The following is a 17,154-nucleotide window of genomic DNA, read 5'->3' as shown; positions in this document are numbered from 1 at the left end:
ATGTTATCGCGTACAATTCAAGAAAAATCTGGGTCATTACACCGAGGCATATGTGACATTTATTTTTTTGTCTTCTATTTTAAATTTCTTGCATGATAAACTTTTTACTCACTTTTTGTGCTAATCGTAATTGTTTTAAACGTTGTAAAGAACTCTTTCGCTGCCTGCCCCTGTTCACGGGCACCGGTACTTGAGTTTTTCATTCCTCCAAACGGTGCTTGAGGCTCTGCTCCACCTGTTTCATCATTAACCTGCACAAGTCCTACTTCACTACGGTTAATAAAATCAAATGCTTTCGGAATGTTATTAGTATAAATAGAAGCACTCAATCCAAAATTAGAATCATTCGATAATCGAATCGCTTCTTCATAATCTTTTACTTTGATGACCGCTAAAACTGGTCCAAAAATCTCTTCATGGGCAATCGACATCTCATGAGTTACATTCGTAAAAATTGTTGGGTCAATATAGTATCCTTCTAATATACCTTTTGTAGGACCACCGCCAAATACTAGCTCTGCTCCCTCAACTTTTGCTTTCTCAATGGCGGATAATATGGAATCATATTGTCCTTTAGATGACACAGGTCCCATCGTGACACCAACTTCAATTTTTTTGGCTTCCTCAATTAACTGCTCTACTACCTTTTCATAAACCGCTTCCTCAATGTAAACTCGACTAGTTGCTGTACAACGCTGTCCAGTCTGCTTCATTGCACCATCAATCGTTAGTTTTGCAGCTTGATTGATATTGGCATCAGCTAAAATGATCGCTGCATTTTTCCCTCCAAGTTCAAGCTGAATTTTTTTATTAGTCGATCCAGCAGTATCTAAAATACTTTGCCCTACACTATTTGAGCCTGTAAATGTAATCGCCTTTACTTCTGATGCCTCCAATAATACCTGCCCCACCTTTGAACCGCGACCTTGTACGACATTTAATACGTTTTTTGGTAAACCTGCTTGTTGAAATAGTTCTCCAATCAATTCACCAGTTAAAGCGCTTTCAATAGAAGGCTTCCAAACAACCGTATTGCCGTACACTAATGCAGGTGCAATTTTCCATAGAGGAATAGCTACAGGGAAATTCCAAGGAGTTATGGCAGCAACGACACCAAGTGGTACCCGTATTGTGTACAATAATTTCGCTTCATTGGCAGAAGGTAACACTTCACCTGTTGCCCGCATTCCTTCTTGTGCAAAATAACGTAAAATGGAAGCGCCACGTTTAACTTCACCAAGCATTTCATTTTTCGTTTTACCCATTTCACTCGAAGCTATTTCAGCTACTCTATCAATATTTTTCTCAAGCAAGTCTGCTGTCACGCGTAAAATTTCTCCACGCGCAACAGAAGACGTATTTTTCCAACCTTCAAATGCTTCCTGAGCTGCAACGATAACGTCTTTCGTTTCATCTATAGTCAAAAGCTCAACTTTGCCAATACATTGAGATGGTTTCGCTGGATTAAATTGTTCTCGTATTTCTCTAACGATAGTTGTCATAAAACTCCTCCTTCAAATTATGAATTTTTACGTTGACATTACTCTTTTTCAACAATTGTTTTACGTATATGCTCAAATGTCTCGTCTAAAATACGTAACATTTCATCTAGCTCTACTTTTGATAGAATGAGAGGTGGAGAAAAAACAACTGTATCTTGATCATACGTAACTGTTCGTAGAATCAATCCTCGTTTCATCGTTTCTTGTACAAAAATTGGACTAAGAGGAGACTCAAACAATTCACCCGTCTCACGGCTCTTTACTAATTCAATGGCTCCAAGTAATCCAAGAGTACGCACGCGTCCGATAAAACTATATTTTTCTTGCAGTGCTCGGAATCCTTCTAACATGGCATCGCCCATCTTTGCAGCATTTTCAACGAGATTTTCACGCTCAAGGATTTCTATATTTTTCAACCCAACTTGACAAGCGAGTGCATGACCGCTGTAAGTATATCCGTGCATTAATGTCCCTTTAGAAAGTTCACAAAGATCTTGATGCAGCTTTTCGGATATCGCCACACCACCAAGTTGAACATAACCACTCGATACTCCTTTAGCGAATGACATCATATCTGGCACTACCCCGTAATGTTCCATACCGAAAAATTTACCTGTACGACCAAACCCGGTAATGACTTCATCTGCAATGAATAAAATACCGTACTCATCACAAATTTTTCGCACTTCTTTAAAGTAATCTTTTTGTGGAATATTAACCCCACCTGCACCTTGTACAGGCTCAGAAATAAATGCTGCCACAGTCTCAGGGCCTAACGCTTCAATCGTTTCACGTAAATTACGTACGGATTCGCTGTATACATAGTGGAAATCAGGTGCGTGCGAATTCGTAAAGTCACGAAATGCCTGTAAACCTGTCGCATTTGTAGCACCCATTGCTACACCGTGGTATGAATGGGTACGTGAAATAATTTTTTGGCGCTCTGGCTGTCCTTTTAGTAACCAGTAATGACGTGCTAATTTAATTGCTGTATCGTTCGATTCTGAACCTCCAGAAGTGAAAAATACAGTGTTTAAGTCTCCAGGAGTTAAAGAAGCAATTTTCGTCGCTAAACGAATAGCCGGTTCATTGCTAAACGATGCGAAGCAGGAACTAAATGCTAATGTAGAAATTTGCTCCTTCGCCACTTCGGCAATTTCTTTACGACCATGCCCAATATTTACATTCCATAAAGAAGACATCCCATCAATGTAGATATTTCCTTCTATATCTTTTAAATAAATGCCATTGCCCTCTGTAAAAATGGCTGCTGGCCCTTGTGTTTGTTGTTGCTCAATCGATGTTGTTGGGTGTAGAAAATGTTTTTGATCTAACGTCTTTAACTCTTCTTTTAGTTGAACTGTCATAAATACCAACCTCTTTTCGTTTAAAATTTCATTCATTTTTTTAGTAGCAATTCTCATGCCAACTGATGAAAAAAATTTTTTTAACGAAAAAATATTGCTACATTTTCATAATGTGTGATTGATTTCCGTTCCGGCTGGGCGCTTTCCTGGGGGCGTCCGATGAGCCGCTTCGCTGCGCTGCAGGGTCTCATCTGTGACGCTAATCCCCAAGGAGTCGCCCAGCCTCCACTCCAATCAACTTATATACATGGCGTACGTTTTAACAAATAATATCCTAAAATTTTAGTGGTGAATCGTTATTGCTGCTTCACAAAAACTACTCAAAAAGGAAAAGGGACGCTTTCTTGTTTGAAAATGTCCCTTTTCTTCTACATCAATTAAATTAAAATATTAATGGCATTCCATCATTTTCTTTGTATTTATTAGCGAGTATTGCAATGTTGCAACTTATTGTGCATGAATGAAATTTTGATGCAAAAATACATCACTAATCCTCATATGAAATTTGTTTCGTTAATTGGAATTTTTGTATTTTACGTACTAATGTTGACTGATCACAGCCAAGTGATTTAGCAGCTTGCCTAATACTTGGATATTTAGATAGAGCTTCTTTAATAATCTGCTTTTCAAACGCAGCTACTTGCTCCTTTAAAGTACCACTGAACCTCGGAGTTACAACCTGTTCCTGGATGCTTTGTAGTTCTATTGGATTTTCCAGATCACGTATAATAGTTGGGTTACTATCTAACTCTTGTTGCACAATTAATGCTGTTATTTCTGGCTGCGTTGCTAGTAAGCAAATACGCTCCACCATATTTTTAAGTTGACGTACATTGCCTGGCCAATCATAAGATTCTAAAATTTTCATTGCAGATGACTCAATTGTCCGATGGATCCCATATTTTTCTTCAACAATAGCCAAAAAATGGTTGACTAGTGGGATGATATCTTGGCGACGATGTCTTAAAGGAGGAATTTCAATCGGGATAATATTTAAACGATAATATAAATCCTCTCGAAAATTACCTTGCCACACCATTTCTGCCAAATTTCGGTTTGTCGCAGCGATTATACGTACATCTATAGGAATAGGCTTTCCACTACCTAGACGCTGAACCTCTGATTCTTGGAGTACACGTAATAATTTCGCCTGTAGTAATACGGACATCTCTCCAATCTCATCTAAAAACACTGTACCACCTGACGCAATCTCAAATAACCCTGCCTTACCACCTCTTGACGCTCCCGTAAAGGCTCCTGCTTCATAGCCGAAAAGTTCAGATTCTAACAAATTCTCAGGGATTGCACTACAGTTAATCGTTAAAATTTGCTGATCATGACGGCGGCTATTTGCGTGAATAAGCTTTGTTATCTCTTCTTTACCTACGCCCGATTCACCACCAATTAATACAGTAGAATCTACCTCTGCAACTCTCATAACACGCTCTACAACCTGCATCATTGCTGAAGATACAGCAATTAAACTACTTTTTGTGTTTTCTTTATTATGTAAGGCATGTAGCTTATTTTTAAAATTCTCGTTTTGAACTTCTAATTTTTTTACTTCTTTCTCTAACAGTTTTAATTGTGTCATATCACGAGTAATAGCAACTACATATTGTAATTCGCCGTATTCATCAAATATCGGTTTACCTGAAACTAAAAAGCATTTGCCATTAATGAACGTCTGCAAAATAGTTACTTTTTCTTTTGATTCAATTACTTTCATCGAAATGGAATCACTCATTAATCCTTCGGCGATGACATCTTTTGCATATCTCCCCATTAAATCAATGCCAACAATTTCGATATCAATATCATTTTGAAATAAAATTTTGCCATCGCTATCACATACTGTAACGCCATCGGATATGGAGTTTAACACTTTAATTGACAACGGGTTCATAAAGTCTATATAGCTATACTGCATGAATGGTTTGACATGAAACAAGCTACCTTGCGAAGTCTCTATTACGTGAATAAAATAGCCTTCTACATCAAAGGTTTCTATTCCTTTACTATATTTCTTCATTATTTTTTCAAGAAGCTCTATTTGGATATCACTTTTAATCATTACATCATCATTTTTTACAATAAAAAAATGTTCCTCTTTATGTAGTTGAGTTATCGACAACTAGATCCCTCCCTCTTGAACTTTAAAGGCTTTTTCATACAAAAAAATTCGCTCTTTCTACGGGGCATCTGGAAGCCTAAAAGGGTTAAAGTATCCTTTAAGTTCTTTCATGGCTTGATATCTCGCAGAAATATCGCGAATTTTTTGTATTTTTATAATATTCTACTCTGATGCTAGCTTTTCCTCTATTTGCTCCGCTGGTCTTGTCGACAGCTTTCGCATAATCATGAACAACACAACTGAGCCAATTAATACAAATGTACTCAAATAGAATTGTGAACGTAAGGATTCGATGAGAGCTTGGCATAAATAAACGACTGTTAAAATACCAATTGTCACATACGATAAATATGGAAATAGCCACATTCTAATCGATAATGGCTCATCTGAAACTTTGTCGTAATAACGGCGGAAACGAATTTGTGAAATAGCAATAAAAATATAAACAGCAATCATTAATCCCCCAACGCAATTACCTAAAAAGTAGAAAATGACTTCAGGTGAAATGAAGTAAAGCATCGCACAAATATACGCTACTACTGTACTACCAATAACAGCTGGTACAGGCACACCTCGACGATTTTTTATTTGCGAGAATATTTTTGGTGCATCGCCTTGACGCGACATTTCAAGTAACATTCGTGAACTTGTATAAAGAGCAGAATTTAAAACTGAGATTAGTGAAATAAAAATGACGATTTGAATAAGTTGAGCAGCAATTGGAAGCCCTGCCATCGTTAAAATATTTGCATAAGGCGCGGACAATATTTTTGAATCATTCCAAGGGATGATTAAAACCATAATAGCTACTGATCCTACAAAAAATAACCCTAATCGAAAGACAACGTTGCGAATGGCGCGGACAATATTTTTCGCTGGATTTTCAGACTCTGCTGCCGCAATGGCTGCAACCTCAGCACCACAAATCGAAAATATAACAAAGACAATTGCCGTAAAAATTGGGACAATACCATTCGGAGCAAATCCACCGAATTCCGTTAAAATCCCTAACCCCTTAGGTTCATAATTTGGCCAAATTCCTAAAATCATAGCTATACCAACAACTAAAAATACAATAATTGCCGTAACTTTAACGAAGGACAACCAATATTCAAATTCACCAAATGATTTTACTGAATAAATATTAACAATTGTCATCAATAATGTTATACCTACGCTTCCGAGCCATGTTGGTATCATCGGGAACCAATTATGCAGCATTCCCCCTATGAGTGCCGCTTCTAACCCCACAATAAATACCCAGCTTGCCCAATAAAGCCACCCTACTGTAAACCCTGCCCATGGGCCAATATATTTCCCAGCATAGGAAGCAAATGAGCCTAGCTCTGCCGAACCTCCTGATTTCTTTCCTAATACTATTTCTCCTGATGCCATTTCCCCAACCATTTGCATGATCAGAACTATGAGCATGCATGCAATCGCATATGAAATCACCGCCGCAGGACCGGTACTTAAAATATTTTTCCCTGTCCCTACGAAGAGTCCTGTACCAATAACCCCTCCAATGGAGATCATTGTAATATGCCGTGTTTTCAATGATTTTTGCAAAGCCCCCATTAAACCACCCCTTTGTGTTATGTAGACATTTACTAGCCCCTTTCTTCTATTTCAATGTCTATCGTTTAATGAGCAATTATGATGCCAAACCTATTCAATTATTAAAAATTTCAAAAAATTATCAATCTGTACATCTTTTGTTGTTATTTAAAAATTGTCTTATCACCCAAAATTGTTGATAACATTTTATAAAACATAGTTATTTTTGTTGATTGGAGTGGAGGCTGGGCGACTCCTTGGGGATTAGCGATAGAGGAACGAAAGCTAAAAGCATCACATCCTGTGATAACGCCTTCGTGACCAACATCGGTGCTGCTGACGCTTCGTTAGCACTACGCTTTCGCGCAAAAGACATCTGTTGTTGGCCCGAGACCCTGCAGCGAAGCGAAGCGGCTCATCGGACGCCTCCAGGAAGCTCTGCTCTGCGCGAAAGCGAAGCGTCAGCGGCAAATGTTTTATCTGTGCGAAAGCGAAGCGACAGCAACAAAGCGCCCAGCCGGAACGGAAATCAACTTCACGTTAGGTGAGGAGCCTTTACAAAAATCTATGAATCTTTTCATATGCGTTTTTCAAATTTTGATGCAAAAATACATCATTAAAATTTATTTACATCATCTATCCATATACACGATTAAATGAACTCATAATATTCATCTCTTCCCTGTACTTCGCTACTGTCCGTCTGGATATTTGGATACCTTCAGCACATAAAGTATTTGTAAGCTGCTGATCAGTTAATGGTTTTTGTTTATCCTCTGTCTCAATCAATTGTTTGAGACGCTTTTTAATATACATAAGAGAATCCATTTTTCCAGAAATATTCATTACTCCTTTTGTAAATAACGATTGTAAAGCATATACGCCATGGGAAGTTTTTATATATTTTCCACGCACTGCCCGACTAATCGTTGATACATGTAGACTTAAAATGTCCGCTATATCTTTTAATCGCATAGGCTTTAATGCCTCAATGCCTTTATGGAAAAAATCTTCTTGCAATTCCACTAGCAATCTAGCTAATTCGTACAGTGTTTTATCACGTTGTTCGATTCCTTGTAATAATAAAAGAGCATCTTTCATTGTGTCTTTAAAATAGGTTTTACAGTTCGGATCATTCTTTAGCATTTCAACATAATGTTTATCGATAGTGACGCTTGGTAAATATCCACGATTTAATTTAATCAGCCATTCCTCTCCTAATTTTTCTACTTCGACTTCTGGAATGACATATGGAATCGCTTCCAATTTATCTCCTGTCATCACTGGTTTTAAATTTTTTATATAGTTGACAGTTTTCTTCACGTCATGTAGAGACGTCTTATACTTTTTACTTAATTGTTTAATAGCTTGTGCTGCCACTAGCTCTAAATCCGCTTCGATAAACCGAGAAGCTAATTTCGGTGCAAGCGCATCACTGTCTACCTGAATGAGTAAAAATTCCTTGTAATTACGCGCCCCTACTCCTACTGGCTCAAAAGTTTGAAGTAAGTCCAATAGTGCCTCTACATGCAAAACATTTGTATTACATCTATCAGCGACAATTTCTACATCAACATCTAAAAATAGACGTTCATCTAACGATTGAATTAAAAACGTTAAGATTTTTAAATCTACAGAAGAAAGATTTTTATGCATAGGTACTTGTTCCAATAAAAACTGCTCATAGCTTTCTTTTACTGCAAACTTCATCTCAATGGGATTAAATGAATGATGTTGTGGTGCATAATATTGCGCAGAATAACTCTTATCGGAATAACTTGCTAATTGCATAATTTCCTCATATTGCATTTTCACCGTCGAATCCGTGACAACTAACAGTGGATTTTCGTTAGCCTTATCATAAATATACTTTTCTAGTTCATTTGTTGAATATTGCAGAATTTCTAAATGCTGTACTAATTGTGGTGATAACACTTGCATTATTTTTTGGGAAGTTTTGATAGCCATTTGCATATCCCACACCTCCATTACGTAATTTTCTACATAGTAACATGTTTATTCTCTGTTTTTCCATTTTTTCATCGAATATTATTTTTAAATTATAGTGTAGCCAACATCTTTTTGGGCGAGCAGCTCATCGGACGCCCCTCAGGCGGAACGGAAATCAACCTCAAGTTTTGGTGATAAGCAACGAACCTTCCTCACTATTCTCGTAAAATTTTCAAATAATTCCAAAAAGTAATTGACTACAGTTATAAGTCATCATAAAATACACATATACAATAACAGTTACCACATTACGGTAAAATTTAAGGAGTGATCAAATGTTTCATGTACCAACTGTGCAATTTACACAAGAGCAAGAGCAATTCCGCTTAGATGTTCGAACGTTTCTACAGGATGAATTAGCAAAAGGAACTTTCACGCCTAAATGTGACTCTTGGCTAAGTGGAGATGATCCTGAATTCTCTAAATTAATTGGTCAAAAAGGTTGGATTGGCTTAACTTGGCCTAAAAAATATGGCGGTCAAGAGAGGAGTACTATTGATCGATACATTTTAACGGAAGAATTTTTAGCTGTTGGTGCTCCGGTTGCTGCACATTGGTTTGCTGATCGCCAAACAGGACCACTTCTTTTACGGTATGGAACAGAAGAGCAGCGAGAATATTTCTTACCGAAAATCGTGAAAGGCGAATGCTACTTCGGCATAGGTTTAAGTGAACCAAATAGTGGCTCTGACCTCGCTTCGGTTAGCACACGTGCTGAAAAAGTAGAGGGCGGATGGATTGTCAACGGTCAAAAAATATGGACGAGTAATGCACACCTTTGCCACTATATGGTGACTTTAGTACGGACTAGTCCTTTTGATGGAAAAAGTAAACATGCAGGGCTCAGTCAGTTGATTGTTGATTTACATGCGGAAGGGGTAACGGTTGTTCCGATCAAGTTTCTAACTGGTGAGCATCATTACAACGAAGTATTCTTTGACAATGTTTTTGTACCTGACAATATGGTTGTTGGAGAGATCGGTAATGGCTGGGCTCAAGGATTAGCAGAGCTTGCCTTTGAGCGCAGTGGTCCAGAGCGAATATTGAGTACTTTCCCATTAATCGATGAACTAATTCAAGAGTTAAAGCGCCAAAACAATTTAGAAGGGTTACAGCAAGCGTCTAAAATAATAGCTCGTCTTTGGGGTCTACGTAATTTGTCAATTGGAGTAGCCCAGCTTTTAGAATCCGGTAATGGTGAAGACGTATCTATTCCTGCAGCACTTGTGAAAGCACTCGGTACGAAATTTGAGCAAAGTATTCCTGAAATTACACGCTTAATCGTACAGACTTATCCTACTCTTGACGCGCATCGTAAAATTGATCGCTTTATGGCTGAATCCATTTTACATGCACCAGGTTTCACTATCCGAGGAGGAACTTCAGAAGTACTGTATGGCGTTGTAGCGAAAGGGGTTGTAGCACAATGAGCGAAATGAAAGATATGATTCTTGATGTTGTAGAGCGCATGTTAAAAGAAAAAGTCGATAAAGAGTTAGTCGATACAGTGGAACAAGGTCATTGGGCACCAGAACTATGGGATCTGTTTAAAGAAAACGGGATGACAGCTGTAGCCATTTCAGAAGAAAATGGCGGTGCAGGTGGCGACATAGAGGATTTATTGAATATTGTTCGTTTAACTGGAAAATACGCGGCACCGATTCCATTTGCCGAAACCACATTCGCAAATTATTTATTAGAGTTTACTAGTTTACAAGTAATTGAAGACCTGGCGACGTATATGCTCTGCCCTAACCAAGCCTTTACGTTAGAGAATGGCAAATTAACCGGAGAGGCGATCCAAATCCCTTGGGCACGTCATACAAAACATCTAGTGACACTTGCCTATAGCACGGAGGGTACTCATCTTGTAGAAATCGATTTAAGCCAAGCTGAAATTAAGCTAGGGTCGAATTTAGCAGGCGAACCGCGTGATACCGTGAAATGCCATCATACTAAGGTTTCACAAGTATCTGCTGTGTTATCTCCTGACAAGATACACGCTATAACAACACTCAATACTGCTTTTCAATTAGCACTGATGACTGGTGCCGTCGATAAAATAAATGATTTAACTGTTCAATATACGAAAGAACGTGAGCAATTCGGTCGACCGATTCATCGCTTCCAGCTCGTACAACAGCATATTGTACAGTTAGCAGGTGAAACAGCGATCGCCTTAGCAGCATTTAATAATGTTACAGAAGCCCTTCAGATGAACAGTCAAAATAGTGAGGTTGCTTACGCCAGCATTCGTTTCGAAGAAATTATTCAAGCAGTGACAACAATTGCACATCAAGTACACGCTGCAATTGGTACGACACACGAGCATAGTTTGCACCAATTTACACGCAGACTTTGGTCATGGCGCGATGAAGGAGCCAGCACCTCTTATTGGACTAATTTGGTCGCAACACAACTGCTAGAAAATAGTGGAGATAGTCTATGGGAATATTTAACTTCAAGTAGCGCAAGCTCTCCACTTCTCAAAGTGGAAGGATAAGTAATTAATTTGTGACAAACTACTAATGACATGATAAGGAGTGTTATCAATGACTGATTTACTTTTTGAAGTGCAAGACCATGTAGCCACAATTACATTAAATAGACCTGAGGCGTACAATGCTTTTAGTGAAGAGATGATCGCTAAATGGATTGAAGCCCTTGAAACTGTTCGTGATTCAGAGGACATTCGTGTTGTGATCGTAAAAGGTAATGGAAAATCATTTTGCGCTGGCGGGGATATTAAGGCGATGCAAGCTGGTGAAGGATTTTTCCAAAGTGAGGACGATATCTCTTCTACAGGATTAGCACGAAAAAATTCTCTGTGGAAAAAGATTCAACGTATCCCCCTTCTCCTTGAAGAAATTGATAAGCCCGTTATTGCTCAGGTACATGGGTTTGCAATGGGCGCAGGGCTTGATATGGCCTTAATGTGCGATATACGGATTGCTGCAAAATCCACAAAAATTTCAGAAAGCTACATTAACGTGGCGATCGTTCCTGGCGACGGTGGTGCTTATTATTTACCGAAATTAATCGGCGTCGATCAAGCGTTGGACATGTTCTGGACGGCTCGTGTATTAACTGCTGATGAAGCAAAAGACAAAGGTGTTGTGACATTTGTTGTAGAAGACCATGAGCTTGAAGAATACACATTGAATTATGCAAAAGAATTAGCAAGTCGTCCAACTACCACATTGCAATTCATAAAGCGTGCTGTTTATCAAAGTCAACGAATGGATTTACGTAGTGCCCTTGATTACATTTCATCACAAATGGCTATTGTAACAGAGCTAGATGATTTCAAAGAGGGTGTAAACGCAGTTGTAGAAAAACGTAAGCCCGTTTATAAATGACGTATTTAGGAGGAAGAACAATGCAACCTCTTGAAAATATTCGAGTATTAGATTTATCTCGTGTTTATGCTGCTCCTGCTGGCTCCATGATGTTGGCAGATTTAGGAGCAGAAGTAATTCGCATAGAACATCCAGATGGCTCTGATAGTATGCGTGATTGGGGGCCATTTGTGAATGGTCAAAGTACGTATTATTTATGTGCCAATCGCAATAAAAAATCAATCACATTAGATTTAAAGAAAATTGAGGACAGAGAAAAATTTAAAGAACTTGTCAAAGATGCTGATGTCGTCCTCGAAAATTTTAAAACGGGTGACATGGAGCGAATGGGGCTCAGCTATGAGGAATTAAGCAAAGTGAATCCTAGAATCATTTATTGTGCAGTTACAGGATTCGGTCAAACTGGTCCTCTTTCACACGAACCAGGCTTCGATCCAGTAATTCAAGCGATGAGTGGTTTAATGCATGTCACTGGCTCACCTGAAGGGGAAGCGACAAAAGTTGGTGTTCCTATTGCAGATATTTTAACCTCTAACTATGTCGTCATTAGTATTTTAGCCGCTTTACGAATGCGTGATCAAACAAATACAGGGCAATTTATTGACTTAGCTTTATTAGACGTTCAAATGAGTAGCTTAGCGAATGTAGCGAGTGCTTATTTAAATACAGGCTTTATCTCAGAACGTCTCGGTAATCGTCATAATAATGTTGCGCCGTATCAAGTATTTAACTGTGCGGATGGCCCCCTAATGATTTGCGTTGGGACAGATGGACAATTTAAAAAGTTTTGCACGATGTTGCAACGTGAGGAATGGGCCAATGATCCGCGCTTTTTAACGAATACATTGCGCAAGCAACATGAAGCGGAGCTAGTTCGGATGATTACTGACCTTACCATGACAAAAACACGGGATGAATGGATTACCTTATTACAACAATACAAAATTCCCGGCGGACGTGTGAACACAATTGCAGAAGCACTAGAACAACCGCAATTTATGGCACGCGACATGATTGGTGAAATAGAGCACGAACAATATGGTACAATCAGATTCATCAAAAGCCCGTTAAAGTTCTCTGATTTAGATATTCAATATAAATTAGCACCACCTGTACTTGGAGAACATACAAACCAATTCCAAAAGTCCTCTCTACAAAAATAAAATTGCGCTATAATAGAGGTACTTTAATGGTTCATCACTGATAGTTTGGCATGACATTTTATTAAAAAGTCTGTCATGTGGATAAGTTGATTGGAGTTAAGACTGGGCGACTCCTTGGGGATTAGCGATATAGAGGAACAAAGGCTAAAAGCATCACGTCCTGTGATAACGCCTTCGTGACCAACATCCTGTTGCCCCGAAACCCTAGAGCGAGCAACGCGAGTGAAGCGGCTCATCGGACGCGCCCAGGAAGCTCTGCTCTGCGCGAAAGCGAAGCGGCAACTACAAAGCGCCCAGTCGGAACGGAAATCAACCCCACGTTATGGTGATTAGCCAGTTTATCTTCATATTATAAATGCTTTTATTGGCAAAAGCATAACGGCATATATATCTGAAGATAAATCCTCCGGCAGATGTCGAAGAAAATTTTATTACTGTAGGTGACGGGATGAATCAGGAGATTTTCGAAAAAAACTATACAATGTCATCGCTGCACAAAGCTATTAAAGTGTTAAAAGCTTTTTCAAAAGATGAACCTAGCCTTTCCCTAACTGAGTTAAGTAAAAAAACAGGGATCAGCATTTCCAGTTTACAGCGCTTCGTTTCTACCTTTGTATACGAAGGCTTTCTTCACAAAGACGAGCAAACTAAGCGCTATCAATTAGGTCATTCACTTCTGTATTTAGGCAATTTAGTAAAAGAAGAATCAAGTCTTATTATTGTCGCAGAGCCTATTTTAAAAAAGCTAAACGAAGAAATCGGCGAAAGTGTTTCCATGAATATTATTGATGGATTGGAAAGACGATGTATTTTAAACTACGATTCAACATATCCGCTTTCAACGAAAATGTTTGTAGGTGACACCTCTCCCCTTTATGCAGGTGCATCATCTAAAATATTGCTCGCATTTATGCCGAATGTTGAAGAATATGTGGAGAATATAAGTCTTGAAGCTATCACTGATAGAACGATACTTTCAAAAGAGCAGCTGTTAAAGGAATTAAAGCATACCCGTTTACAACGGTTTGCAAAAAGTAATAGCGAACGTGTGCGTGGCGCATGCTCTATATCTGCACCGATTTTAAATGCTTCCAACCAAATAATTGCATCAGTGTCACTCGTTATACCAGAAGTACGCTTTAGTGACTACGATGAAAATTTATTAATTGAAACTATTCAAAGCGTTGCATTAGAAATCGAAAAGCAATTGTATTGATTTAAACAAAGAATAAACCCGAATAGAATCACTTTTTAAGTGCTTGCTATTCGGGTTTATTGCTTTAATTATTTACTAATCTCAAGAAATCATCCCAATGATTTAAGCGTGGCAGTTCAACATGCTTGTTATAGGATTGATTTTTTAAAATCACTTTTGTATTCACATCTTGCAGTGTTTCTAATACAGCTGGTTTATCATCTACATAAACATCTAAAGCTAGTTCTTTGATGATTGCCACTTTCTCTGTATCCTGCATTCCGCAGAAAAAGTGACCTTCTGTGATTGGAAATCCTTGTGCTTTCATCCATGCTTGTGTTTGCTCACAATACTGTTTAGGACGTGAAGTAATATAATAAATGTCATGTCCCTGCTGTGCCAAGGCTTGAAGCGTCTCTAGTGCTCCCTCAAAAGAAGGACAATCCGTAAAATAAATGTCCTCTAATGAACGATTCCACATCGCCGCCCCTTCAGCATCTGTTAATCCAAAAGGTTCGTGAATTTCAACTCTTTGCAAAGCTTGAAATACTTCTAGCGCAACATTTTTACCAAGTTTTTTATTATAGAGCGCAAAGGCGTGTGCTCGTAAATCGATGAGTGTGTCATCTATATCAAAGCCAAATTTCATGTTGTTTTTCTTCCCTTCAAGAAGCCTTGTTGATGAAGTTAGTCGCGAATGTTTGCTCTTTTTTAATTTGCATCGCTAATACTTCTTCTATGGCTTGCTCGCGCATTTGTTGAAAATCGTGTACGTTAAAATGAACAAGCGTATCTTTATTTAATAATGACGCAAGACACTCTGCGTCCTTGAGTGCACTATTGAGTCCAAATGCTCCAGTTGGTGTCATCGTGTGAACAGCATCCCCTAATAGCGCAAGCCCCTTTGTTCCCCAGCAGTCACAATGACTACTGAATACATCAAGTAAGACAAAATCTTGCCAGGATCTGATATGTTCATTTACAGTATCAGATAGTTCCGGGAATTGTTCTAAAAGCTGTTGGATAAATGGTGTAAATGCTTTTTTTCTGAGCTGAGGAAAACTTCCTTGTTCAATATTCCAGCCGATTTGAATGAACCCGCCTACTTGCGTAAATAAGGATAGCTGTTTATCACCTATTAATGCCATTTTAATCGATGGCTCCCATCCCTGAGGGGCAGGAATTTTTGCCCACAATAAATCAAAGCCATGCTTATGCTTTTGAATCTCAATGTGCGCTTGCTTACGAATAGTAGAGTAACGGCCGTCAGCTCCGATTATTAACTGACTACTAATTTCAATGGTTTCCCCATCCCTTGATGCAATGACACCCGTATATCTGCCCAAAGAATCAACTATGAGCTTCGTTACCTTCGTATTCAGGAAACAAGAAAAGTGAGGAAAATGCTGTGTTTCTTGTAAAATCCCCTTTAATAGATTGGCTTGCGGTACATGAATTCCTAAATGTCCAACAGCTTCATCAGGGAAAATAGTTTTTATTACTCTACCGTCTGCGTAATATTCAAGCTTTCCCATACGTAATAAGCCGAGCGCCTCGACTGCTTCAAAAAGCTGATGACTTTTTAAAACAGCCTCACCCTCCTCATTTAAATGTTCACCGCGAAATGCCTGCCCAAGTGCTGCGTTTTGTTCCAGTAGAATTACAGAAAGACCTTTTTTCGCTAGTAAGTGCGAAAGAAGTGCTCCACCTGGTCCAGCCCCTACGATACAAACATCTGCTTGATAATTCACTTTCCTTCACCTATCTTTGGATAAGCAATAATACGTAAATCTTGCCCAACCTGCTCAAACGAAGCAAATTCTACATCCCATGCTTCATCCATAGTAGATGGATTTTGACCAGCAAAAGGTGTTAATGATAAACGACCACCGAGAATCTTTGGCGCTATGTAAATCACATATTTGTTAATAGCACCTTGCTGTAAAAATGAAGAGTTGATCGTACTTCCACCCTCTACTAAAATATCCGTAATGCCATTTTGATAGAGTTTTTCAAGCATATCATCAATAACAAGCCCCTCAGAGTCATGTCGAACTGGCAATACAGTCACGCCTTTTTTCTCAAATGCTGTTATTTTTTCTTGGCTGGCATTCTCACTACATACAATAATTGTTTTCGCTTCTTCTACATTCAGAACATTGGCATGAGCTGGTGTACGAAGGGAACTATCCATAATAATGCGCACTGGATTTTTTCCGTAATCTTCTTTTAATCTTGTCGTTAAGGATGGATTGTCAGCTAAAACAGTACCAACACCAACTAAAATACCATCAACCTCATGACGAATACGGTGAACATCCTCACGCGCTGCCTCACCCGTTACCCACTTGGAATGTCCTGTATGGGCAGCTATTTTCCCATCTAAAGTCATCGCATATTTTGAAATAATAAATGGTCGTTTTGTTAGCATATTGTGAATAAAACGTTCATTTAAACGGCGAGCTTGAGCTTCTAAAACACCCACCTCTACCTCAATGCCTGCATCTCGTAACAGTTGAATACCACGTCCAGCAACAGCAGGATTTGGATCTTGCATAGCTACAACCACACGACTAACTGCTGATTCCTTCACTAAATTTGCACAAGGAGGTGTTTTTCCAAAATGCGAACACGGCTCAAGAGTTACATAAAGTGTCGCACCTTTAGCATGTTCTCCAGCCATACGGAATGCATGCACCTCTGCATGTGGTTCCCCTGCTTTTCTGTGTAAACCTGTTCCAACAATGACACCGTCTTTGACGATTACAGCCCCTACTAGTGGATTTGGATTCGTATTTCCTTTTGCACTAGCGGCTAAATCAAGTGCCAATTGCATATATTTTTCATCTGTTGTCATCTTCGTTCCT

The 17,154-nt window shown here is 38.8% G+C and carries 13 protein-coding genes; 5 read left to right on the top strand and 8 right to left on the bottom strand.

The genetic code is table 11. The features are described 5' to 3' along the window. Nucleotides 1-104 precede the first annotated feature (104 nt). The 5 genes from ACQKOG_RS21005 to rpoN form a co-directional block, all read right to left on the bottom strand. Nucleotides 105-1,502 (bottom strand): aldehyde dehydrogenase family protein, encoded by a 1,398-nt coding sequence (locus tag ACQKOG_RS21005; RefSeq protein ID WP_370076185.1) that lies wholly within the window; start codon nucleotides 1,500-1,502, stop codon nucleotides 105-107. Between the two features lie 38 nt (nucleotides 1,503-1,540). Continuing rightward, nucleotides 1,541-2,869, bottom strand: coding sequence for an aspartate aminotransferase family protein (locus tag ACQKOG_RS21000; RefSeq protein ID WP_370076187.1), 1,329 nt, complete (start codon nucleotides 2,867-2,869; stop codon nucleotides 1,541-1,543). Nucleotides 2,870-3,356: 487 nt separating this feature from the next. Next, nucleotides 3,357-5,003 carry a sigma-54 interaction domain-containing protein gene (locus tag ACQKOG_RS20995; protein ID WP_370076189.1) on the bottom strand — a complete coding sequence of 549 codons (1,647 nt, stop codon included), beginning with the start codon at nucleotides 5,001-5,003 and terminating at the stop codon, nucleotides 3,357-3,359. A gap of 162 nt (nucleotides 5,004-5,165) precedes the next feature. Beyond that, complete coding sequence (locus tag ACQKOG_RS20990) at nucleotides 5,166-6,581, bottom strand: amino acid permease (RefSeq protein ID WP_370076191.1); 1,416 nt, start codon at nucleotides 6,579-6,581, stop codon at nucleotides 5,166-5,168. A 615-nt stretch (nucleotides 6,582-7,196) separates the two neighbouring features. Continuing rightward, nucleotides 7,197-8,534: an RNA polymerase factor sigma-54 gene (gene rpoN / locus ACQKOG_RS20985; protein WP_402868650.1), complete on the bottom strand. Its 1,338-nt coding sequence runs from the start codon at nucleotides 8,532-8,534 to the stop codon at nucleotides 7,197-7,199. Between the two features lie 311 nt (nucleotides 8,535-8,845). Here rpoN and ACQKOG_RS20980 point away from each other — a divergent pair, with 311 nt between their 5' ends. The 5 genes from ACQKOG_RS20980 (at nucleotide 8,846) to ACQKOG_RS20960 (ending at nucleotide 14,308) form a co-directional block, all read left to right on the top strand. Beyond that, complete coding sequence (locus tag ACQKOG_RS20980; RefSeq protein WP_370076197.1) at nucleotides 8,846-10,000, top strand: acyl-CoA dehydrogenase family protein; 1,155 nt, start codon at nucleotides 8,846-8,848, stop codon at nucleotides 9,998-10,000. Continuing rightward, nucleotides 9,997-11,073, top strand: a complete 1,077-nt coding sequence (locus tag ACQKOG_RS20975) for an acyl-CoA dehydrogenase family protein (RefSeq protein ID WP_370076199.1) — start codon at nucleotides 9,997-9,999, stop codon at nucleotides 11,071-11,073. Before ACQKOG_RS20980 ends, ACQKOG_RS20975 begins: the two co-directional genes overlap by 4 nt. Nucleotides 11,074-11,122: 49 nt before the next feature. Further along, nucleotides 11,123-11,929 (top strand): enoyl-CoA hydratase/isomerase family protein, encoded by an 807-nt coding sequence (locus ACQKOG_RS20970; protein WP_402871906.1) that lies wholly within the window; start codon nucleotides 11,123-11,125, stop codon nucleotides 11,927-11,929. 20 nt (nucleotides 11,930-11,949) lie between these two features. Then, nucleotides 11,950-13,092 carry a CaiB/BaiF CoA transferase family protein gene (locus ACQKOG_RS20965; RefSeq protein ID WP_402871908.1) on the top strand — a complete coding sequence of 381 codons (1,143 nt, stop codon included), beginning with the start codon at nucleotides 11,950-11,952 and terminating at the stop codon, nucleotides 13,090-13,092. Nucleotides 13,093-13,540: 448 nt separating this feature from the next. Continuing rightward, nucleotides 13,541-14,308, top strand: coding sequence for an IclR family transcriptional regulator (locus ACQKOG_RS20960; protein ID WP_402871911.1), 768 nt, complete (start codon nucleotides 13,541-13,543; stop codon nucleotides 14,306-14,308). Between the two features lie 64 nt (nucleotides 14,309-14,372). Here the strand turns inward: ACQKOG_RS20960 and ACQKOG_RS20955 are convergent, their stop codons facing one another. From ACQKOG_RS20955 to ribD, 3 genes are read right to left on the bottom strand one after another with little or no spacing between them, the layout of a single operon-like run. After that, nucleotides 14,373-14,936, bottom strand: coding sequence for a 5' nucleotidase, NT5C type (locus tag ACQKOG_RS20955; RefSeq protein ID WP_415731718.1), 564 nt, complete (start codon nucleotides 14,934-14,936; stop codon nucleotides 14,373-14,375). A 16-nt stretch (nucleotides 14,937-14,952) separates the two neighbouring features. Continuing rightward, nucleotides 14,953-16,038, bottom strand: coding sequence for an FAD-dependent monooxygenase (locus ACQKOG_RS20950; protein ID WP_415731717.1), 1,086 nt, complete (start codon nucleotides 16,036-16,038; stop codon nucleotides 14,953-14,955). Further along, entirely contained in the window at nucleotides 16,035-17,144 is a 1,110-nt protein-coding gene (gene ribD, locus ACQKOG_RS20945) for a bifunctional diaminohydroxyphosphoribosylaminopyrimidine deaminase/5-amino-6-(5-phosphoribosylamino)uracil reductase RibD (protein WP_415731716.1), read from the bottom strand. The genes ACQKOG_RS20950 and ribD overlap by 4 nt, the downstream gene beginning before the upstream one ends. Nucleotides 17,145-17,154 lie beyond the last annotated feature (10 nt).

Origin of the sequence: Lysinibacillus sp. NPDC093216 (assembly GCF_050280325.1) — a bacterium.
GTDB lineage: Bacteria > Bacillota > Bacilli > Bacillales_A > Planococcaceae > Lysinibacillus.
The sequence above is the reverse complement of the archived record's forward strand: the minus strand, read 5'-3'. Positions and strand labels throughout refer to the sequence as shown.

Coding starts and splice junctions, on each gene's coding strand:
- ACQKOG_RS20975 (WP_370076199.1), top strand. CDS start 9,997: ATGAGCGAAATGAAAGATATGATTCTTGATGTTGTAGAGCGCATGTTA.
- ACQKOG_RS21005 (WP_370076185.1), bottom strand. CDS start 1,502: ATGACAACTATCGTTAGAGAAATACGAGAACAATTTAATCCAGCGAAA.
- ACQKOG_RS20970 (WP_402871906.1), top strand. CDS start 11,123: ATGACTGATTTACTTTTTGAAGTGCAAGACCATGTAGCCACAATTACA.
- ACQKOG_RS20990 (WP_370076191.1), bottom strand. CDS start 6,581: ATGGGGGCTTTGCAAAAATCATTGAAAACACGGCATATTACAATGATC.
- ACQKOG_RS21000 (WP_370076187.1), bottom strand. CDS start 2,869: ATGACAGTTCAACTAAAAGAAGAGTTAAAGACGTTAGATCAAAAACAT.
- ACQKOG_RS20955 (WP_415731718.1), bottom strand. CDS start 14,936: ATGAAATTTGGCTTTGATATAGATGACACACTCATCGATTTACGAGCA.
- ACQKOG_RS20965 (WP_402871908.1), top strand. CDS start 11,950: ATGCAACCTCTTGAAAATATTCGAGTATTAGATTTATCTCGTGTTTAT.
- rpoN (WP_402868650.1), bottom strand. CDS start 8,534: ATGCAAATGGCTATCAAAACTTCCCAAAAAATAATGCAAGTGTTATCA.
- ACQKOG_RS20980 (WP_370076197.1), top strand. CDS start 8,846: ATGTTTCATGTACCAACTGTGCAATTTACACAAGAGCAAGAGCAATTC.
- ribD (WP_415731716.1), bottom strand. CDS start 17,144: ATGACAACAGATGAAAAATATATGCAATTGGCACTTGATTTAGCCGCT.
- ACQKOG_RS20960 (WP_402871911.1), top strand. CDS start 13,541: ATGAATCAGGAGATTTTCGAAAAAAACTATACAATGTCATCGCTGCAC.